The sequence below is a fragment of the Synechococcus sp. WH 8109 genome (assembly GCF_000161795.2).
GTDB lineage: Bacteria > Cyanobacteriota > Cyanobacteriia > PCC-6307 > Cyanobiaceae > Parasynechococcus.
The window spans coordinates 1,007,272-1,026,949 of record NZ_CP006882.1; the positions used below are offsets into that span (position 1 = coordinate 1,007,272).

At 58.8% G+C, this 19,678-nt stretch carries 20 protein-coding genes; 14 read left to right on the forward strand and 6 right to left on the reverse strand.

Going from position 1 to position 19,678, the window contains the following annotated elements; genetic code table 11:
* The first annotated feature begins 67 nt into the window (after positions 1–67).
* The gene (locus Syncc8109_RS05500; protein WP_006851280.1) at positions 68–670 is read left to right on the forward strand and encodes a peroxiredoxin; all 603 of its coding nucleotides are present in this window, start codon (positions 68–70) and stop codon (positions 668–670) included.
* Positions 671–713: 43 nt separating this feature from the next.
* On the opposite strand, the gene Syncc8109_RS05505 is transcribed toward Syncc8109_RS05500, so the two are convergent.
* Both Syncc8109_RS05505 and ftsH read right to left on the reverse strand, forming a co-directional pair.
* On the reverse strand, positions 714–3,458 hold the full coding sequence (locus Syncc8109_RS05505; RefSeq protein WP_006850726.1) for a UPF0182 family protein: 2,745 nt from the start codon (positions 3,456–3,458) through the stop codon (positions 714–716).
* Complete coding sequence (gene ftsH, locus Syncc8109_RS05510; RefSeq protein ID WP_006850609.1) at positions 3,455–5,254, reverse strand: ATP-dependent zinc metalloprotease FtsH; 1,800 nt, start codon at positions 5,252–5,254, stop codon at positions 3,455–3,457. Before ftsH ends, Syncc8109_RS05505 begins: the two co-directional genes overlap by 4 nt.
* An 87-nt stretch (positions 5,255–5,341) precedes the next feature.
* On the opposite strand from ftsH, the gene rpmF reads away from it, so the two are divergent.
* Positions 5,342–5,518 carry a 50S ribosomal protein L32 gene (gene rpmF, locus Syncc8109_RS11715; protein ID WP_006851068.1) on the forward strand — a complete coding sequence of 59 codons (177 nt, stop codon included), beginning with the start codon at positions 5,342–5,344 and terminating at the stop codon, positions 5,516–5,518.
* On the opposite strand, the gene Syncc8109_RS05515 is transcribed toward rpmF, so the two are convergent.
* Genes Syncc8109_RS05515 through Syncc8109_RS05525 form a run of 3 tightly spaced genes read right to left on the reverse strand, consistent with a single transcriptional unit; the run spans position 5,482 to position 7,536 of the window.
* The gene (locus Syncc8109_RS05515) at positions 5,482–6,459 is read right to left on the reverse strand and encodes a hypothetical protein (protein ID WP_006850034.1); all 978 of its coding nucleotides are present in this window, start codon (positions 6,457–6,459) and stop codon (positions 5,482–5,484) included. The two genes, rpmF and Syncc8109_RS05515, sit on opposite strands and share 37 nt — an antisense overlap.
* Positions 6,449–6,760, reverse strand: coding sequence for a DUF565 domain-containing protein (locus Syncc8109_RS05520; protein ID WP_006850306.1), 312 nt, complete (start codon positions 6,758–6,760; stop codon positions 6,449–6,451). The genes Syncc8109_RS05515 and Syncc8109_RS05520 overlap by 11 nt, the downstream gene beginning before the upstream one ends.
* Positions 6,757–7,536 carry an HAD-IA family hydrolase gene (locus Syncc8109_RS05525; protein ID WP_006851143.1) on the reverse strand — a complete coding sequence of 260 codons (780 nt, stop codon included), beginning with the start codon at positions 7,534–7,536 and terminating at the stop codon, positions 6,757–6,759. Before Syncc8109_RS05525 ends, Syncc8109_RS05520 begins: the two co-directional genes overlap by 4 nt.
* A gap of 32 nt (positions 7,537–7,568) precedes the next feature.
* Here Syncc8109_RS05525 and recJ point away from each other — a divergent pair, with 32 nt between their 5' ends.
* Positions 7,569–9,467, forward strand: coding sequence for a single-stranded-DNA-specific exonuclease RecJ (gene recJ, locus Syncc8109_RS05530; protein ID WP_006851336.1), 1,899 nt, complete (start codon positions 7,569–7,571; stop codon positions 9,465–9,467).
* A 10-nt stretch (positions 9,468–9,477) separates the two neighbouring features.
* Here the strand turns inward: recJ and psb30 are convergent, their stop codons facing one another.
* Positions 9,478–9,585 (reverse strand): photosystem II reaction center protein Ycf12/Psb30, encoded by a 108-nt coding sequence (gene psb30, locus Syncc8109_RS05535; RefSeq protein ID WP_025362280.1) that lies wholly within the window; start codon positions 9,583–9,585, stop codon positions 9,478–9,480.
* 108 nt (positions 9,586–9,693) lie between these two features.
* Between psb30 and Syncc8109_RS05540 the strand changes: the two genes are divergently transcribed.
* From Syncc8109_RS05540 to fmt, 11 genes are all read left to right on the forward strand, one after another.
* Positions 9,694–10,068, forward strand: coding sequence for a YkgJ family cysteine cluster protein (locus tag Syncc8109_RS05540; protein ID WP_006849827.1), 375 nt, complete (start codon positions 9,694–9,696; stop codon positions 10,066–10,068).
* Positions 10,058–10,390, forward strand: a complete 333-nt coding sequence (locus Syncc8109_RS05545) for a TMEM165/GDT1 family protein (protein WP_025362281.1) — start codon at positions 10,058–10,060, stop codon at positions 10,388–10,390. Before Syncc8109_RS05540 ends, Syncc8109_RS05545 begins: the two co-directional genes overlap by 11 nt.
* Positions 10,391–10,392: 2 nt before the next feature.
* Complete coding sequence (locus Syncc8109_RS05550) at positions 10,393–10,710, forward strand: TMEM165/GDT1 family protein (protein ID WP_006850316.1); 318 nt, start codon at positions 10,393–10,395, stop codon at positions 10,708–10,710.
* Positions 10,711–10,810: 100 nt separating this feature from the next.
* Positions 10,811–13,132 carry an RNB domain-containing ribonuclease gene (locus Syncc8109_RS05555; protein ID WP_006850122.1) on the forward strand — a complete coding sequence of 774 codons (2,322 nt, stop codon included), beginning with the start codon at positions 10,811–10,813 and terminating at the stop codon, positions 13,130–13,132.
* Between the two features lie 3 nt (positions 13,133–13,135).
* On the forward strand, positions 13,136–13,744 hold the full coding sequence (locus tag Syncc8109_RS05560) for a flavin prenyltransferase UbiX (protein WP_006850137.1): 609 nt from the start codon (positions 13,136–13,138) through the stop codon (positions 13,742–13,744).
* Positions 13,741–14,226 carry a hypothetical protein gene (locus tag Syncc8109_RS05565; protein WP_006850275.1) on the forward strand — a complete coding sequence of 162 codons (486 nt, stop codon included), beginning with the start codon at positions 13,741–13,743 and terminating at the stop codon, positions 14,224–14,226. Before Syncc8109_RS05560 ends, Syncc8109_RS05565 begins: the two co-directional genes overlap by 4 nt.
* 45 nt (positions 14,227–14,271) lie before the next feature.
* A complete protein-coding gene (locus Syncc8109_RS05570) occupies positions 14,272–14,709 on the forward strand; it encodes a DUF2996 domain-containing protein (RefSeq protein ID WP_006850939.1) in 438 nt (145 codons plus the stop codon).
* Between the two features lie 66 nt (positions 14,710–14,775).
* Positions 14,776–15,846: a magnesium-protoporphyrin IX monomethyl ester (oxidative) cyclase gene (acsF, locus tag Syncc8109_RS05575; protein ID WP_006851417.1), complete on the forward strand. Its 1,071-nt coding sequence runs from the start codon at positions 14,776–14,778 to the stop codon at positions 15,844–15,846.
* 32 nt (positions 15,847–15,878) lie between these two features.
* Positions 15,879–17,288, forward strand: coding sequence for a TldD/PmbA family protein (locus Syncc8109_RS05580; RefSeq protein ID WP_006852073.1), 1,410 nt, complete (start codon positions 15,879–15,881; stop codon positions 17,286–17,288).
* On the forward strand, positions 17,288–18,658 hold the full coding sequence (locus tag Syncc8109_RS05585; protein ID WP_045172731.1) for a TldD/PmbA family protein: 1,371 nt from the start codon (positions 17,288–17,290) through the stop codon (positions 18,656–18,658). The genes Syncc8109_RS05580 and Syncc8109_RS05585 overlap by 1 nt, the downstream gene beginning before the upstream one ends.
* A gap of 2 nt (positions 18,659–18,660) precedes the next feature.
* Positions 18,661–19,677 (forward strand): methionyl-tRNA formyltransferase, encoded by a 1,017-nt coding sequence (gene fmt / locus Syncc8109_RS05590; RefSeq protein ID WP_025362283.1) that lies wholly within the window; start codon positions 18,661–18,663, stop codon positions 19,675–19,677.
* Position 19,678: the final 1 nt, after the last annotated feature.

The window sequence follows — 19,678 nt, forward strand, 5'->3', positions numbered from 1 at the left end:
CTGGAAGTCGAATCGACTACGTGTTAAGTCGTTTGCGGCCTTCAGCTCACTCATTCACCTCCCGAACATGACCGACACCGGTTGCTTGCGTGTGGGCCAGCAGGCCCCTGATTTCACAGCCACCGCTGTGGTGGACCAGGAGTTCAAGGAAGTCACCCTGTCCCAGTACCGGGGCAAGTACGTGGTGCTGTTCTTCTATCCGCTGGATTTCACCTTCGTTTGTCCCACTGAGATCACGGCCTTCAGCGACCGCTACGCCGATTTCTCCAGCAAGAACACCGAGGTACTCGGCGTTTCCGTGGACAGCCAGTTCAGCCACCTGGCCTGGATCCAGACCCCTCGCAATCAGGGTGGCCTGGGCGATATCAACTATCCCCTCGTTGCCGATCTGAAGAAGGAAATCTCCACGGCCTACAACGTTCTCGACGAGGCTGAGGGTGTTGCCCTTCGTGGTCTGTTCATCATCGACCCTGACGGTGTGATCATGCACGCCACCATCAACAATCTGCCTGTTGGACGGAACGTTGATGAAACCCTGCGCGTTCTGCAGGCCTTCCAGTACGTGCAGTCCAACCCCGACGAGGTTTGCCCTGCTAACTGGACTCCTGGCGAAAAGACCATGAAGCCTGACCCTAAGGGTTCCAAGGAGTACTTCTCCTCTATCGGCTGATCGTTCGATCAATCCGATCAGTCATTTCGTTTTGCCCTGCCCGTCAAACGGGTGGGGCTTTTTTCATGAGTTGATCCAAAGCAAGATTGAGGTCGCGGTCCATGGCGACCAATCGACCGTCACTCACAACAATCCTTGCCAGGGAAGGCAGCCCAACCTTCTTGGTACGCAGATACACCGGTTCCACATAGAGAAGTCCGGAGCCCACGGGAAGCACAAGCAGATTCCCCTGCAGGAGTTCCAGATCCTCCTGATCCCATAAACCAAACTGCTCGCTCACATCTGGATCCTGATGAATTAGAGCCTGAACCTGTTCCGGGCCGGGAATGTATTTGTCTTTGGGAAAGTCGATCAGTTTCAATTCACCGTAGTGATCGCCATCGTTGCGAGCCACCAACCAAGCCGTGAGATTTGGCCTTGATAAAGGTGTCAGGGGTTGGAGCAGGAGAAATTCGGAGTTGTCGTTGCTTTGAAGCTGAGCCGTGATGTGATAAGGAGCAACATCTACTTTGCGGCCCCCGTAGATCTCGCTTGGCACCTGCCAAACATCATCACCATTGTAGAAAATTCTGGGATTTGAAACGTGGTAACGCTTCAATTGATTGACCTGTGCATTGAAGAAGTCCTCAGGAACTCTGCGGTGATCAAGATAAGGTTTTGGCATTGCCTCCATCGGCTCCATCAAGTCTGGAAAAGCGTGAGCCCAGGCCATCACAATTGGATCCTCAGGTTCCGATATGAAAAACCGAATGCTGCCGTTATAAGCATCAACAATGGCCTTCACTGAGTTTCTTAAATACCTATCGGGATCATCTGCTGAGACCGCTGCGCTGTAGGGCAGCGTTGAACTGTGGGTGTAACCCTCGACAACCCAATACTGATGTTGGCTGCGTTGTTCTGAAGTCGCGGTGGCGGTGTTTGAGCTGTCTCTCTGAGGGTTTGGAATGGAGATCAGGTAGGGCTCACCGCGAAAATCAATGAAGGGGGCGATTGCCTTAACGCGACTGCGCACATCACGCCGGATCAAAAGTTTGGAATCAGCATTGATCGTTGTGGTGATCAGCAATCGAGGGTCACGCAGATAAACAGCCGCTGCTAATCGTTGAAGCCAAGTTCCAATCGGCACTCCGCCTGATCCCTGATAGTGCGTCATCACATTGATGTCGCCTTCGGGGTAGTCGAATTCTTCAATCTGCGTTGGAGCGATGGCATAGGGCGAAGGAAGCATCCCGTAATAGATCGCTGCATCACCAACGGGGATGGCCTTCTGTACCTCCGAACGTTCAATACCCAGTTCCGGATTTCCCTCAATGAGTGTTTCTGGGCCAAGACCTTTAATGAAATACGAGGGAAGGCCATCACTGCTTCGGTCATTCACCGGACTGACGGTGAATCCATAGCCGTGCGTGAAGATGAAGTGACGGTTCTGCCAGGTTTTGGATTGACGCGGTAACGCGGATTGATCCAATTCGCGGGCTGAGAGGATCACTTGCTGCGACGAATCGCTGTTTTCATTCAGCGGGTAGCGATCAACAGCTGCATTGGAAAAGCGGTAGTACACCCTTAGTTGCTGGAGTTGCCGGTTGGCTTCCAGCAGAGGACTGCTGTCCCAGAGGCGCACATTTTCGAGCGTGCTAACACCTTGCTCGCGATCAGCGGCGCTGAACCTTGTCGGGTCGACGACCTGACTCTTGATTTGATCTAACTGGAAGCCCCATTGCGTGGCCTCAATGGCATTTTTCAGATAGCGCTCTTGCAGAGAAAATTCCCTTGGCCGCACCACCAGCCAGCGCGTTAGCGGTGTTGCCACCGTTTCCAGCACCACAAGAGAGACCAAGCCCAGTGCAAGGCCCTGACGGAGGCGTCGCCGGCACGGTACGAGAAGTGCACATGCGATCAACACCAGCAGCAATGTGGCGAAGCCACGTAATGGAAGGGTCATGTGGGCCTGTAACCAGCCCGCCCCTGCCACCAGGCCGTGTTGTGTCCACAGGAGCTGATGCCTTGATAACCACACCTGCCCCGCCGCTCCGAACAGCAGAAGCGCCGACAGCAACCTGATCAGTTGGATCTGTCGCGCAGCAAAGGCTGGACTGGCCCAGTCAGAAATCGATTTTGAGCAAGCCAGCACCCGCCAGAGCTCAAAGGCGAGGGTGAACGCGGCAGCCAAGAGCAGCAGCTCTAGGGCCAGATGCAATCCGGCAAAACGCCCCAAGCCGAAGCTCAGATCCGCTCCCAGCAAGGGGTCTTTCGTGGATTCATCGGGAATCCAGAGAGCAAGCGACCAGAGGCCCCAGGCCCGGCTGACGACAGCCACCAGCGATCCCGCCACGATCCGTGCCAGCCACAGCCTCAACCGCGGCCAGGCCATCGCAATCCCTATCGCCCCTGCCCGAACGAGTCCTGCAGCTGAGCTGATGCTGTGTTGGAGCCCAGGAATTGGCTGCCATTCCCCAAGTTGAAACGGATCGCGGATGGCCAACGCCAACAGATCCAGCGTCAGCAAGGCACTGAGCAGCACAGCACCACCACTGACTAACAGCGTGAATCCATAGGACCATCCGGTCAGGCTCATCGTCTTCGATGAAATCGACGTGTTTTGCCTGAATTGCCTGGACCAGGCCTGGGCTGCCAGCAGCGGCAGCATCGACAACCCCGCGAAGAGAAGCTGCAGGAGCCAGCGCTTGAGGAGAACGTCGCTCCAGGCGAACTGATCGAACCAGAGCCACTCGATCTGCATCCGGGCTGCAACAACAACCAGCGGCAGCAGAAGGAGGAGGCGTCTCATGCGAGGCCAGCGATGTCTCTGAATCGATCACCGTTGATCGTTTCCTCGGCAATCAAAACGCCCACAAGCTCATCCATCAACTCACGGCGAGGCTCCAGCAGGGCGATGGCCTGCGCCAGAGCACTCTTTGCGAGCTGGCGGATTTGAGCGTCAATGGCTTGGCCAGTGGATTCGGCGTATCCCGGCCGTTGGTTAAACCAATCGCGCCCCAGAAAAACCTCCGTACCCGGGCCCTCGAGGGCCATCGGTCCGAGGCTGGAAAAGCCAAAGCGCGTCACCATCTCCCGTGCCAGTTGCGCCACTATCTGGAGATCTCCACTGGCACCCTGGGTGATCTCGAGCGATCCGAAAACCACTTGCTCAGCCGCTCGTCCTCCCAGGGCCACCACCAGATCAGCGAGGCAGGAGGAGCGGGTGATCAACCCGGAATCAAGCACCTCCTCGTCAGGCATGAAGCGGGTATAACCACCGGCTCCTCCGCGGGGAAGAATCGTGACTTTATCCACCGAGTTGGCCGCTGGAAGAAGACTGGCCACCAGGGCATGACCCACTTCGTGATAGGCGATGAGCCGTTTTTTGGCACTGTCCTGCAAGGGGCGGTTGCTCAGCCCCATGGTGATCCGCTCCAAGGCCCCCTCCAGCTGGAACTGACCGATGCTGAGCATGTTCTGGCGGGCCGTGAGGATGGCCGCTTCGTTGAGCAGATTGGCGAGGTCAGCCCCGGAAAAACCCGGAGTGCGGCTCGCCCAATCCGACAGCGAAACCGAGTCATCGAGGGGGCGAGTTCTCGCATGCACGGCGAGAATGGCTTCGCGACCTCGCCGATCGGGAAGGCCCACATCAATGCGCCGGTCGAAGCGTCCTGGTCGCAACAGTGCGGCGTCGAGCACGTCGGCACGGTTTGTGGCCGCCAGCAGAATCACACCGGAGTTTTCCTCAAAGCCGTCCATCTCCGTCAGGAGTTGGTTGAGGGTCTGCTCCCGTTCATCGTTTCCGCCGCCTATACCAGCACCCCGCTGGCGACCCACAGCGTCGATCTCGTCAATGAAAACGATGCAAGGGGATTTTTCCTTGGCTTGGCGGAACAGATCGCGAACCCTGCTCGCGCCAACACCCACGAATAGCTCAACAAACTCAGAGGCCGCGATGGAGAAGAACGGCACGCCCGCCTCGCCTGCAATCGCCTTGGCAAGAAGCGTTTTCCCGGTTCCAGGGGGGCCTATTAGCAGCACCCCCCGAGGGATCTTGGCGCCCAGGCGGATGAAAGCTTCGGGCTGATTGAGAAAGGTGACCACCTCCTCAAGTTCCAGTCGCGCATCATTGATGCCGGCAACATCCTCAAAACGAAGCTGAAGGTCTTCCTGGGGTTTTAACCGAGGTTGACTGCGCCCAAACCCAAGAGCTTTGTTCGCCATTTGAGCCGAACGCTTCAGCAGAAACGACAAGCCGACCACCACCAGCAGGACCAACATCAGGGTTCCCGCCAGTTCGCGTCCTGCTTGTTCGCGGCGTATGTCAACAACCGTCAGGGGCGTGCCGGAGCTTTCAGCGGCACGAAGAATTTGGTTGTCGTTGGCGAAAATGGGAACGGTGACCCTTCGGCCATCGTTGTATTGGACTCTTACCTCCCGTCGACCGGGCACAAGATCCAACTGTTTGATCTCTTTCGCATCGATATCACTCAGCAGGGTGGAGTAACTCACCGTGTCCTGCTTCGTCCAAAAACCCTGAATCGAAGAAGGTTGAGCCTTCTGAGGGGCCGCGGAACCACTGGAGTCGTCCGAACCTGATGCCACATCATCGTTTCGCTTCACGGAGCCTAGCGATTTGACGCAAGGGGGTTCCAAACGAGACAATCTCAGTTTGGAAATTCACCAGGCGCAATGGCCGTCCCGAAGAAGAAAACATCAAAGGCCAAGCGCAACCAGCGCAGCGCCACCTGGAAGGCCAAGGCAGCCGTTGCCGCCCAGCGCGCCATGTCCATCGGCAAGTCTGTGCTGAGTGGCCGCGCCCAGGGTTTTGTCTATCCGGTGAGTGAGTCCGAAGACGGCGAATCCTGAGTCGAACACGGGAGGTGGATTCGCCGCAGGGTTCGATCCGGATCCACCTCCACAACAACATCCGCCTGCATTGTGTGAAAACTGCTCGATGGCAGCGAGCAGAGAATCATGCGGATGAAACGATCCAAGTCGGCATTCGATAGCGACGCACCCCGTTCGGCCTCAAGTGTGGCTTCCTGTTGCCGCTTCCATCGCCAAGGCGCGTTGAAGTCGGTCGCTCGCAGTTGCCAGAGTTGATCGAAACAACTCCAGGTGGGTTCGTAGTGGGCGAGCACAGGTTGCAGCTTCAGGCGCCACTCCAACTCCTGCGACGTTAGGGGGCTCTCGAGATGGGGCTCATCCGCAGTTGCGTCGGCATTTGGTCTGCAGCCCACAAACCAACCCTCAAAAATCAGCAGGTCGGCGTCGCAACGGCGCCAACCGCTCCGATCTCCACGTCCATGTCGTTTGGCTTTGTCGAAGCAGGGCATCAGGACGTTCTCACCTTGTCGCCATGTCTGAAGACACTCATGAAGGAGCTCCAGGTCATGGCTGCCAGGAAGCGCGCGAGGCACACCCCAGGGGTTGCCCTGCATCGCCGTATCAAGCCGTTCGGCCTCGAAATAAAAGTCATCGAGCGAAACCACCTGGATCGAGAGGTGAAGTGCCCGTGCGGCAGCTTCAATCCACTGCCCCAGGGTGGTTTTCCCGCAACCCGGCAAAGCACTGAATCCGAGCAGTCGGCGTTGTCCCTTCCATTGCTGCCCCAGGCTCAGAAGCGGCAGACCAACAGACCACAGCCAATCCGGTGTTGCCTGAGGATGCCAGTGATTGATGGCGACCCGATGACACCCAGAGTTGCGCTGCAGTCCAGACCAACTCTGAAGGTCGCCCAACCCGAGATGCTGCAACAACCGCTGCTGATCGTTGCTGGGGATGACGCGTTGGCCCTCAGGATCCAACTTTGAACGCCTCCAGAACAACGGCGTAAACGAACCCAAGCCGGAGGTTGTCGAGCCAGGGAAGACGACGGCGCCCAAGAACCATCAATTCACAGGCGATGAGGGCATAAATCGCCGTGTAAGTCCTGAGTTCAACAGCATCCAGGATGTATACGGGAAGGTTGCTGCCGATGAAAAATCCGAGCAGCAGCAGTAGTAACGAAGCGCTGCGGCGCCACCAGGGGCCAGACCAGGACCGCCGGATGCCAGCGCCCCACGCGTTCTGAAGCCCCGCCAGACGTGTGCGCTGGATTGAGCTCATCGATCCGGCACCGAAAGCAGGAACTCCAGATACTTCAGCGTTACTGCCCCCTCCTGGCAAGAGGGACCGGAAAGCACGGTTGCTGGTTGTCCAGGTTCCCCCAGGTGATCCAACACCGCAGCGGCCTCGTCACCGGAATCACGCAAAGCATGGACATCCCAGGGGGAAGGGGTCAGCAGACAACGGAGACCTGCGGCTCTTGCTGCCGAGAGACCTGCAGCAGAATCTTCGACGGCGAGGCTGGCAGCACTATTGGCCCCACTACGTTCGAGAGCGAGTAGGTAGCCGTCCGGTGCTGGCTTGCCCGAAGCAACTTCATCCGATGTCACCACCCCATCGAAGCTGGGAATTTGCATCTTTATCTGTTCCAGGAGAGCCATCACCGACGCCGATCCGCTGGAGGTGACGATCCACTGCTGCACGCCGGCCCTGCTCAACTCCTGCAAAAGCCTCTTCACTCCGGGACGGAGATGCACATGTCCTTGGCGGACCCGTTCCAGGTAATGGACGCATTTGCGATCACGCACCTGTTCCAGTTGCTCCTGGCTGAGGTGCACCCCACAGGCTTCAGCATGAAATTTCACCCTGCGGAGTCCGCCGGGAATCGTCAGCAGCCTGTTGTACAGCGCTTCATTCCAAACAAGGGGGAGATCCAGCTCCTTGAAGGCCAGGTTGAAGGCCGGTCGATGACCGTCCATTTCCGTGTCGGCCAAGGTGCCATCCACATCCCAAAAGACCGCTGAAAGCCTGTTCACCTTGAGGAGCAGCAACGGCACAATGCTGGAACATCACCGCATGTAGCGTTCCCTTGCCGGCTGTTCCGCTCCACTGGTCCTGGTCCCTTCCAGCCGTGGTGGAACCATCGCCATTGCGAGGACTTGATTTGCCGCTGTCGCTGCGATGCTTGCTGCGGCGTAGGGGATTCAGCTCAACATCCGAGGCCGAGAGCTTTCTCTTTCCTGGTGATCTGCCACCCACACGCGATCATTTCCCCGATCTCGAGCAGGCCTGTACGCGCTTGGTAACGGCCTGCCGATCCCGTGAACGCGTCGCCATCTGTGGTGATTACGACGCTGATGGGATGACCAGCACAGCGTTGTTACTGCGGGCATTGGCCCCATTGGGTGCTGAGCCGGAACCCGCCATTCCCTCGCGGATGGAGGAGGGATATGGCCTCAATCCCGTCATGGTGCAGCGGCTCTACGACGATGGCGTGCGACTGCTGGTCACCGTTGATAACGGTGTTGCCGCGAGGGAAGCCCTCGAACTGGCCGCAAGTTTGTCCATGCAGGTGATCGTGACCGATCACCACACGATCCCGGCGGAACGGCCGCCCATGACCGCGCTCATTCACCCGGCCACCACCCCGGAGGGCTCGCCTTACCGCGGACTCGCCGGTGTGGGGCTGGCCTATGTGCTGGCCCATGCTGTTGCCGATGTGCTGAACAAACCAGAAGCCATCCGCGTTGCACGCGATCTGTTCTGCATCGGCACGGTTGCCGATATGGCTCCTTTGGTAGGGGCCAACCGCAGTTGGTTGCTGGAGGGGCTGAACCACCTGCATCGTTCTGAGTGCAAGGGGGTGCAAGCGCTTCAGCGCCTGGCGGGTCTCGGGGAACGTCCGCTGACGGCAGAAGACATCGGTTTTCAGCTTGCACCAAGAATCAATGCAGTGGGCCGCCTTGGGGAACCTAGGCTTGTGGTGGATCTGCTCACGGCTGAGGATCCCGATTCAGCGATGGCCCTCGCACGCCGTTGTGATGATTACAACCGCCAGCGACGGGATCTCTGCGACGCGATTGAAGCGGAGGCCGTGGCTCTGGTGGAAGCGGAGTCCAGTGACGCTCTCCCCTCATTCCTGTTGTTGGCGCAAAGCCACTGGCACCACGGAGTGATTGGCATTGTTGCTGCGCGGCTGATGGAGCGCTATCACCGCCCCACCGCTCTTCTGGCCGGTGATGGAGATGGAAGCCTGCGGGCTTCGGTACGAGGACCCATCGGTTTCGCGGTGGATCGTGCCCTCTCTAAATGCAGTGATCTACTGACCCGCTTTGGAGGCCATCCCGCTGCCGGGGGATTCACTGTCAAAGCGGAGTTTGTGCATGCCCTGCATGAGCGCCTCTGCGCCGAAGCCGATGGGTGGTTGATGACCCAGGCCCAGGGGCGTCCCGTGCAACCCGACGCTCTCCTGCAGTTGAAGGATGTGAACTGGGATCTGTGGCGCCACTTGCAATCCCTGGCCCCCTTCGGCATCGGTCATCCCAAACCTCTGTTCTGGTCACGACGGGTGAGCGTTGAGGATCGGCGCGACCTCAAAGGAGGACACCTGGCCCTAACGCTGCGCCAGGGTGAGAGTGAGCGTCGCGCCATCGCCTGGCGATGGGATCCATCGGCGGCTGTTCCCGCATGCTGTGACGTGGCTTACAGCATTTCGATCAACCGTTGGCAGGGTGAGCAGCGGCTGCAGCTGGAGCTCAAGGCCATCCGTGCCCATACGGAGTTGGTGTTGATCGACCGCGGCACACGCCAGTACACCGCCCAGTTGACGAAAACCTCAGGGCTGAAGCTCACCAATGGCGAGGGTGTGACGCTTCAGGCAAGCATTCAACAAGAACAATCCCTCACCAGCGACAACGACCTGGCGAGGGATCAGCGGGTGATTCAGTTGATCGAAGAAGCCTGCCTGGGATTAGGACTACGTCCTTAAAACGAGACGATCAGAGTGCGCCGCGGCGGTAGAAGAGGATGAAGATGACAGCGGGACCGGCAATGGTGATCATCGCCAGGGCGGCAAAGTTAGCGATCAGGTGAATGTCAAAGCCCATGGCGATCCAGCGCTGTCCAAAATCGTTTCACCTCCCAGGCTACGGGGCTTTGACCCAAGAGCGACGGATTGGTTCTGATCTCTGTGATGGCTTGTCACAGCTTCAATCATGAGCCGAGAGACACCGCAATGGACCTGCATCAAACACTGTGGAGCCTGTTGTCGACTCGCTCCAGAGGAACGAGCTGATGCCCTGGCGGCCTTGAGCGAAGAGCAACAACGCACCTATCTGGCCATGGTTGGCCCTGACGGCTGGTGCATCCACTACGACACGGGCAGTCAGCGCTGCACGATTTATGAGGAGCGTCCTGATTTTTGTCGTGTCAGTGGTCTGGGCCGTCTTTTTGACGTTCCCGATGATCAGTTCGATGCCTTCGCCATCACCTGTTGCCAACAACAGATCCGCAGCACCTACGGCGGCCGCAGTGGCGTGATGCGTAAGTTCAAGCGCGCTCAGACCGCGGGAGGTTCTCTTGACGAGTGAGCAAACAAGCCCTGAGTCGCGCAGCTTTGCTGCCGTGCTGTTCAGCACTTTCACCACCGTCTTCGTGGCTGAACTTGGCGACAAAACACAGTTGGCAACCCTGTTGCTCTCGGCCCAGTCCGGCTCTCCTGTTCTGGTGTTTATCGGTGCCGCACTGGCGTTGATTGCCTCCAGCCTTGTGGGCGTTCTCGTGGGTCAATGGTTGGCCAAAACTCTTCCGCCTGAGCGTCTTGAACTGATGGCTGGGGTGTTGATGGTGGCGCTCGGCATCTGGCTCGGTCTCCAGGCCGCCAGCTCCCTTTGGCTCAATGCAGCGCGTTGACGATGGATTTTCCCCTTCTGATCTCCACGTTCTTGACCGTGTTCCTGGCTGAACTCGGTGACAAGACCCAACTCGCCACTGTTGCTATCAGTGGCACGTCCAATCGCCCCCTGGCCGTGTTTCTCGGCTCATCATCTGCGTTGGTTCTGGCCAGTTTGCTGGGGGCCTTTGCCGGTGGTTCCGTTGCGACGGTGATTCCCAGCGACCTGCTCCAGCTGCTCGCCTCCCTGGGTTTCCTCGTGATCGGCGGCCGCTTGCTGATTCCTCTCGTCCGTGATGGTGAAGCCAACACTGACGGGGATCAAACTTCTGAGTCCTAAAGTGGTCTTTGAAGGGCTGACTCTGCACGGCCTGCTGAATAGCGTCGACCACCCCTTCCGTCTCTCCCGGCCCTGATGGTCGGTTTCTGCGCACGTCACGATGAAATTTACGGTTGCCGATCTGCTGGATCAGCTCTCTACGGAGCATCCCTCTGAGCCCGACCAACTGGCCAAGATCCTCAAGCTCAGCAACAAGACGGATAAAGCGGCGCTTGAGCTTGCCGTTTCATTACTGATGAAAATCGGTGTTATCCAGAAGACGAGTGAGGGTGGACTTACTCGCCCCCAAGAGAGTGATCTGATTGATGCTCGCCTGCGTTGCAGCAGCAAAGGCTTCTGCTTCGCCATTCGCGATGACGGCGGCGAAGACATCTATGTACGTGACCATCAGCTGAACCACGCCTGGAATGGCGATCGTGTGCTGGTGCGGGTGACGCGGGAAGGCGGACGCCGCCGCTCTCCAGAAGGAGGCGTGCAATGCATCCTGGAACGGGCCACGCAATCTCTCCTGGCTCAGGTGGAGCAGCAGAGCGACCAGCTGCTGGCCTCCCCATTGGATGAAAGGGTGCTTGCCGGCATCGAACTGCCAACAGAGGATTCCAAGTATCTCCCCGGTGATGAGGTGTCCAGCGTTGTCGAGGTGCGCATCGATCGCTACCCCGTGGCTCAGCATCCTGCGGCCGGCCACGTTGTGCGATCTCTCCCGCTGAATGGCGGACCAGCAGCCGACCGGGACCTTCTGCTGACCAAAGCTGGTCTTCAGGACCGTCCGGTAGCACCCAGGAGCTCTGGCAAAACGCCTGCGTCAAAAGGCCGGGTCGATCTCACCGCACAACAATCGCTGCTGCTTAAGGGATGGAGCCAGGACGATGCACCGGGTTTGCCTGCCGTGCACGTTGAAACCAAGGATGGCGGTTGTCGCCTCTGGGTCCATGCGCCCAGTGTGGGTGAGCGGATCGGTCTGGGCAACAGCCTCGATGCCTGCCTCCGCGACCGCGGTGAAGCCCTTTGCCTCGGTGAAGTCTGGCAACCGCTGCTGACTCCGTCCCTCCAAAAGGCCACCAGCTTCTCGGCCGGGTCCGAGGCTGATGCCATCAGCGTTCGGCTCGACGTCTCTGCCAACGGTGAGGTGAGCGACTGGGAGTTCATGCTCAGCACGGTGCGCCCCGTCGCCGAGGTGAGCGCCGATCAGTTGGTCGCCCTGGCGGATCGCAAACCCAAGGCGCGCAGCGTCCCTACCGCTCTCAAGCCGATCAAAGACCAGCTCGGTCAGTTGGAGACCCTGCGCTTCTGCAGCACGCTGTTGTTGGAGCAGGAGCGTGCCAACGGGATTGTGCAACTTGATCTCTGCCCTCCTCAACTGGAGGCCCTTGGTGATCTGTGCAGCGCAGATCCATCCGGGTTGCGGCATCGCTGGGTTGATGCGTTCAACCCGGTCGATCCCCATGCGTTCCTTCAGCCTCTGTTGAGGGCCGCCGACCGTGCATGGACAGCACAACGACTCGAGCTCCAATTGCCGGGCATCACCATCGAGGCGGATGAACCCGATGGCAGCGTGCTCACCGATGTGGCGAAGACAGCCATCGCCCTGGATCTTCCCCTTGAACTGGATGACGACGGCTGTCCATCAGCTTCGGAACTGATTCAGGTGTTCAAAGACAGCAGTCAACGCCGGGTGCTTGAACAACAGCTCAGTCACGCCCTGCCTCCTCTCACCCTTGTGGCATCCACAGAGGTCCCACCTGCGGCAGCAGATTCCGATGGGGACGAGGTTGCTGCGTCAAGTCAGAACACCTCACTGACCCCGTGGACCTGTGCCACCCAGCACTACACCCACCTGGTGAATCAACAGATGATCGTTGCGCTGCTGACGGATGCCAAGGATCGTCCAACTGTGCGTCACAAGACGCGCCTGAAGCTTGGCCTCAAGGGTGCGGGTGCTGATCTCACATGGCCCCTGTTCACCGCATCCCAGGACGAGAAGTTGAACGGGTTGGTGAACGAGCGCACCGTGCAGCGGCTCAACACGCGTCGGCGTCAGGTATTGGAACTGGAAAAGGATCTGCTGTCGATGATCCAAGCCCGTTCAGCCCAACCCCTGATCGGTGAACAGGTGGAAGGGCGCATCAGTGGTGTGCAGAGCTATGGCTTTTTCGTGGAAGTTGGTGAAAGTCGCGTTGAGGGGCTGGTGCATGTGAGCTCCCTCAACGATGACTGGTACGAATACAGATCACGCCAGAATCGCTTGGTCGGGCGTAAGAACCGCCAGACCTACCAACTCGGCGACGCCGTGCAGGTGCGCGTGATCAATGTGGATGTTCTGCGCAACCAGATCGACCTTGAGGTCATCAGCCAGGGTGCCAATGGCTCTACGGAACCTGAATCCTCGGAGCCGCTGCCCGTTGCCCTCAGCGAGCGCTGAGTGATGCATCCCTACGTTCTTGCGGTCACCGGTGCATCCGCTCAACCCCTGGCTGAGCGTGCCCTACAGCTGCTGCTGCAGCGCGGGCGCTCGGTGCATCTTGTGCTCAGCCATGGTGCTCATGAGGTGTTTCGTGCGGAACAAGGCCTGACGATCCCTGTTGATCCGCTGAAGCAACGCGAGTTCTGGAGAGAGAGGCTTGCGGTGGAAAGTGGGGAGCTCACCTGTCATCGCTGGAATGATCAGGCTGCCTGCATCGCCAGTGGCAGCTACCGAACCCGGGCGATGGTCATCGTCCCCTGCAGCATGGGAACCGTCGGGCGGATCCATGCCGGAATCGCCGCAGATCTAATCGAACGTTGTGCGGATGTGCATCTCAAGGAGCGTCGCCCCCTAGTGATTGCTCCCCGGGAGATGCCTTTCAACCTGATTCACCTCCGCAACCTCACCGGCCTCGCTGAAGCTGGAGCCACCATTGCCGCTCCCATTCCGGCCTGGTATACCCGGCCCGATTCATTGGAGGAGATGGTGGACTTTCTGGTGGTGCGCCTGTTCGATGGCCTTGAGGAGGACCTTGCACCCCTGAAACGCTGGCAGGGCCCCCTGGAATGAGCATGTTTCAGCGTCTGCTGCTGATTCCCTGCTTGGCGCCACTGCTGGCCTTGCTGGTTCTGTCGGCCACCAATGTCGGAGACAAGACCCGGATCCGTCTGCTGGTTTGGACAACACCTCCACTTCCCGTTGGGGCTTGGACAGCCCTGGCTGGTGTGGGTGGTGCGGTCGGAGCCGCTGTTGCAGCGGTTTTGGTATCCCCAGTGGAGCGTCCCCTGAGTCACCAAAGGCGTTCTCCTGTTCAACCGGAATTCGACGAGAGGGGCTACGCCGCCAATGAACCGACACCCAGATCCAGCGCAAACCCAGGCCCAGAAAGAGATGTAAGAGAACCGACTCCAACCGTGTCTGTGGCCTACCGCGTGATTCAGCGCCCTTCATCAGCCCCCCCGCAGTCAGACCGTTCATCAGGCGCTTCAGCCGTGGGATCTCCTGCACAGGAGTTCAGTGATTGGGGAGATGATCCGGAGGCGAACTGGTAGGCAACGCACCAAGCTGCTTACAGTTGCGCCAGCAATGCTGGATCGGTGAGCGAAACCCCCGTCGAGAAGCAGTCTTCAGGTCAAGAGGCCCCTGCCAAAGCGGCGCCGAAATCCAAGCCGCCCAAGCCGGAGGACAAGCCCTTCCCTGAATTCATCGACACACTTTTTTTGCCGGCCGTCGCCAAACAGTTGGCCGAACACGACATCACCGCTGATCGGCTTGAGCGAGTGGATGGTCAGCGTCCCGTCGTCGGTGGTGAATGTCCAATGGTGGTTGGTGAACTTCCAGGGGGCCGTCGCTTCTGGGTCTGCTTCTCCAAGGCCGACATCAACAGCGTCAAAGTGATTGCCCTGGCTGATGCCGGCAGCGAGCCAACGCTGCTGGAGAGCTTTCTGATCGATGAGAGGCGGATGTCTTTGCCCCTACTCGTTTCCCGTCTCTTGCAACGGCTCAACGGCCAAAAGTGGCTGGGAGGTAACTAACCGCCCGCATTGGCCTCGGGGGTTGGGCTGACACGCCTACATTGGCAGGATCGTGAACCGCAACTGATGGTCCCTCCCACCGCCGTGGCCGAAGGCAGCGCTGTAGCAATCAAGGATCCTGTCAAGGACACAATCCTGACCCCTCGCTTCTACACCACCGATTTCGAAGCGATGGCGGCAATGGACCTTCAGCCCAATGAGGCTGAACTGGAAGCCATCTGTGAAGAGTTCAGGAAGGATTACAACCGCCACCACTTCGTTCGTAACGAGGAGTTCGAGGGTGCTGCCGACAAGCTTGATCCTGAAACCCGCAAGGTGTTCATCGAATTCCTAGAGCAGAGCTGCACGTCAGAATTTTCAGGATTCCTGCTCTACAAGGAATTGAGCCGCCGGATCAAGGCGAAGAACCCTCTGCTGGCCGAGTGCTTTGCTCACATGGCGCGGGATGAAGCTCGCCACGCCGGCTTCCTCAACAAGTCGATGAGTGATTTCGGCATGCAGCTGGATCTCGGCTTCCTGACGGCGAATAAGGATTACACCTTCTTCAAGCCGAAATTCATCTTCTACGCGACCTACCTGTCTGAAAAAATCGGCTACTGGCGTTACATCGCCATTTACCGTCACCTCGAAAAGAACCCCGACAGCAAGATCTTCCCGATCTTCAACTTCTTTGAGAATTGGTGTCAGGACGAAAACCGTCATGGTGATTTCTTCGATGCCCTGATGAAGGCCCAACCGGACACTGTTCGTGGCCCCATCGCCAAACTCTGGTGCCGCTTCTTCCTCCTGGCGGTGTTCGCCACGATGTACGTGCGTGACGTGGCCCGCAAGGAGTTCTACGAGTCTCTTGGATTGGACGCTCGCACCTACGACAAAATGGTGATCGAGAAGACCAACGAAACGTCTGCGCGCGTTTTCCCCGTTGTTCTTGACGTGAACAACGACAAGTTCTGGACACGCCTCGAACGCCTGGTGTCCAACAACGCCGCATTGGACAAGGCTGACGCCAGCGATACCATCGCTCCTCTGAAACTGCTCCGCAAGCTGCCCTTCTGGATCGGAAACGGTGCCGAGATGGCCAAGCTGTTCCTGATGCCCGCGATCGACAGCGATCGTTTCCAGCCAGCTGTGCGCTGAGGGGACTCCCCAGGCCCAATCGAGGAGATTTCTTGACCAACGCCTTTTCGAATCAGTGGCAAGGACTCTTGGAGTCCTTGCTGCACCGTGGTAGCTCCGCAGGAGCTGACCTGGTTGAAGTTTTCCTCGAGCGCACAGACCACATCGGTTTGCTTGCTGAACAGGATCGGATCACCAGTGTGAATCCGTCATTCGCCCGTGGAGCTGGCCTCAGGGTCTTCCGTGATGGCCGAGATGGCTTCGTCAGCACCAACGATCTCAGTGAAGCTGGTCTCAAGCGCGCCCTTGACCAGGCCCTCGCCATGCTCGGTCTCGAGGCCCAACAGCTCACGTCCCGGTCAACCTTTGAAGGGTTGAAGCAGCTGAGCGACTACGGCTTGAACAAAGCCGACTGGCTGGAACGCTGCCCTTCCTTGGATCAGGCCAGCCAGTGCCTGCTCAAAGGCACAGACCATCTCAATCGCCTTGGTCAGCACCTGCAGGTGCGCCGTGGCAGTTACGCCCGCGATTGGCAGGAAGTACTGGTAGCTGCATCCGATGGCACCTTTGCCCACGACATCCGCCTGCATCAATCGACCGGTCTCTCCGTTCTTGCCGCCGACGGAGATCACCGCTCCAGCATTGGCCGCCGCTACGGCAGTTCCGATCGTCCTGACGATCTTCGGGACTGGGATTCCGAATCCAGTGCAGCTGAAGTGTGCAACAGCGCGGGAACGATGTTGCGGGCCGACTACGTGGATGCCGGACAGATGCCGGCTGTTCTCGCCAATCGGTTCGGTGGCGTGATTTTCCACGAGGCCTGTGGCCACCTCCTTGAAACAACACAGATTGAACGGGGCACCACGCCCTTCGCTGACCGGGTTGGTGAACTGATCGCTCACCCTGCAGTCACCGCCATCGATGAAGGGCTGAGTGCTGGATCCTTCGGGTCCCTCTCTATGGATGACGAAGGAATGGAACCTGAGCGCACCGTTCTGATCAAAGACGGGGTGCTCCAACGTTTCATCAGTGACCGGGCAGGTGAACTGCGCACGGGCCACAAACGCACCGGAAGCGGCCGGCGTCAGAGCCATGCCTTTGCCGCTGCGAGCCGGATGCGAAACACCTTCATTGATGCGGGTACGCATACCCCTGAACAGTTGATTGAATCCGTCGATCAAGGCCTGTACTGCAAAGCCATGGGTGGTGGAAGCGTCGGCCCGACAGGTCAGTTCAATTTCTCCGTTGAAGAGGGGTATCTGATTGAGAATGGCAAACTCACCAAACCGGTGAAAGGGGCGACGTTGATCGGTGATGCCAAGGAGGTGATGCCTCGCATTTCGATGTGCGCCAACGATCTGGAACTGGCTGCTGGGTTCTGCGGATCCGTCAGTGGAAGTGTGTTCGTCACCGTGGGCCAACCCCACATCAAAGTTGATTCGATCACGGTGGGGGGCCGTTGATGATGAGCAGCAACAACAGTCTTAACGCCACGGATCTCAGGGATCGCCTTCAGACGCTCGCCTCGCGAGAAGGCATTCGTCGTTGGGATCTTGGTGCCGCCTGCAGTGACGACTGCTCCGTTCAGGTGGATCGTGGAGAAGCCAAACAACTCAAGGCATCTCAGCGGAGCTCCATCACCGTCCGGGTTTGGAACACCGATGGACTTGTGGGCATCACCAGCACCACCGACCTCTCCGATAGCGGCTTGGAGCAAGCCCTGGTGGGAGCCCATACGGCCAGCCGTTTTGGCAATCCCGAGGACATCCCTGAGTTCTCCCCCCTTGCCACAGCTCCACTCCCCGAGCTCCATCGACCGCTTCAACCGCGCCAAGGAATCCTCCCCCTGCTGGATACCCTTCGGGATGCGGAAGCCGATCTGTTGGGTCGTCACCCCGCGATCCAGACCGTCCCTTACAACGGACTGGCGGAATCCCTGTCCCAGAGCCTCTATCTCAACAGTGATGGAGCCCTGCGCCAGATGGAGCGCACCCAATCCAGTCTGTATCTCTACGCAAGGGCGGAGGAAACAGGTCGTAAGCCCCGCAGTGGAGGTGCTGTTCGTATAGGTCTTGGCAGCAGCGAACTGGATGTTGAAGGGTGCATCAGCGAGGCCGTTGATCGCACTGTCAGCCATCTGGACTATCGACCGATCGAAACGGGGAGCTACCGGGTTTGCTTCACCCCCGAGGCTTTTCTCTCTCTGCTTGGTGCCTTCAGCAGCATGTTCAATGCGCGTTCGGTGCTCGATGGGGTGAGCTTGAGCCAGCGGGATTCAATTGGATCTGATGTGGCGGTTCCCTTCTTCAACCTCCACGATGACGGCCTCCACCCCGGACACATCAGTGCAGCAGCCTTTGATGGCGAGGGAACACCAACCCAGCGCCTCTCATTGATTGAGGGCGGAACCCTGCGGAATTTCCTTCACTCGGAAGCCACGGCCCGAGCCTTCGGTGTTCAACCCACCGGCCATGCTGGGCTTGGAGCCAAGGTTTCGGTGGGTCCAGACTGGTTCGTGGTTGGTTCCAACCCGCAGGTGAGCAGCGGTAACAGCCTCAACCACCGCACCGAGTCAGGCCCCTTCGTGCTGATTGAGGATCTGTCAGCTCTTCACGCCGGTGTGAAAGCCACCCAGGGATCCTTCTCCTTGCCCTTCGATGGCTGGTTGGTGAACAACGGCGATCGGGTCTCCGTGGAAGCAGCAACGGTTGCCGGCGACATCCGTTCTGTTCTCAACGGCATTGCTCATCTGGAAGCTGACTCTGAAATCACCCACCGAGGGGTTTCTCCTCATGTTTGGGTGGATGGACTCTCCATCACCGGCGAAGCCTGACGTTGAAGATTCTGTTCTGGGGGACACCGGTCTATGCGTTGCCAACCCTTAATGCACTGCATGATGCGGGTCACACCATCGTTGGGGTAGTAACGCAGCCGGATCGTCGGCGGGGTCGAGGCAAACAGCTGGTTCCATCCCCGGTGAAGGCGAGGGCGGAAGAACTCGGCCTCCGTGTGTTCACCCCTGAACGGATCCGACGGGATGACGATTGCAAAGCAAAGCTTGCTGCACTCGGTGCTGATGCCTCGGTGGTCGTTGCCTTCGGACAGATCCTTCCCAAGGATGTGTTGGAGCAGCCGCCTCTGGGCTGCTGGAACGGCCACGGATCACTTCTACCGCGTTGGCGCGGTGCTGGTCCCATCCAGTGGGCCCTGCTCGAAGGGGATCAGGAAACGGGTGTGGGGATCATGGCCATGGAAGAAGGTCTCGATACTGGTCCGGTTCTGCTCGAGCAACGCACCCCGATCCAGCTGCTGGAACCTTCCAACGCCTTGGCCAAACGGCTCAGCGCTCTCACTGCAGAGCTGATGGTGCAGGCCATGCCGCTGGTTGAAGCGGCGGGTCCGGGGCCAGAAGACGAGAGATTGGCGAGGCTCAACGTGCGGGTTCAGACCGAGGAGTCGACCTATGCCCGCATGTTGGATAAGCAGGATTTCCAATTGGATTGGTCAACCCCTGCCCTCAGCATTCATCGCAAAGTGATGGGGCTTCATCCCGGAGCGTTCACCCAGTGGCAGGGCAAACGCCTGAAGGTGTTGCGCACGGAGCCGTTGATCGAGCGCCTCCAGGATCAACTCAGCGCTGAGGGACGCAACCTCGTGGGCCAATGGCCCACCGGCGGGCATCCCCCAGGGACGATCCTGGACGTGATTGAGGATCTGGGGCTTGTGGTGAGCAGTTCAGGTTGTCCCCTTCTGATTCGGGAGGCACAGCTGGAAGGAAAAGCACGCAGCACAGCCCCGGTTCTGTTGCAGCAACTCAAAGCCACTCCCGGAGATCGATTGGGCGAGGGTTGAT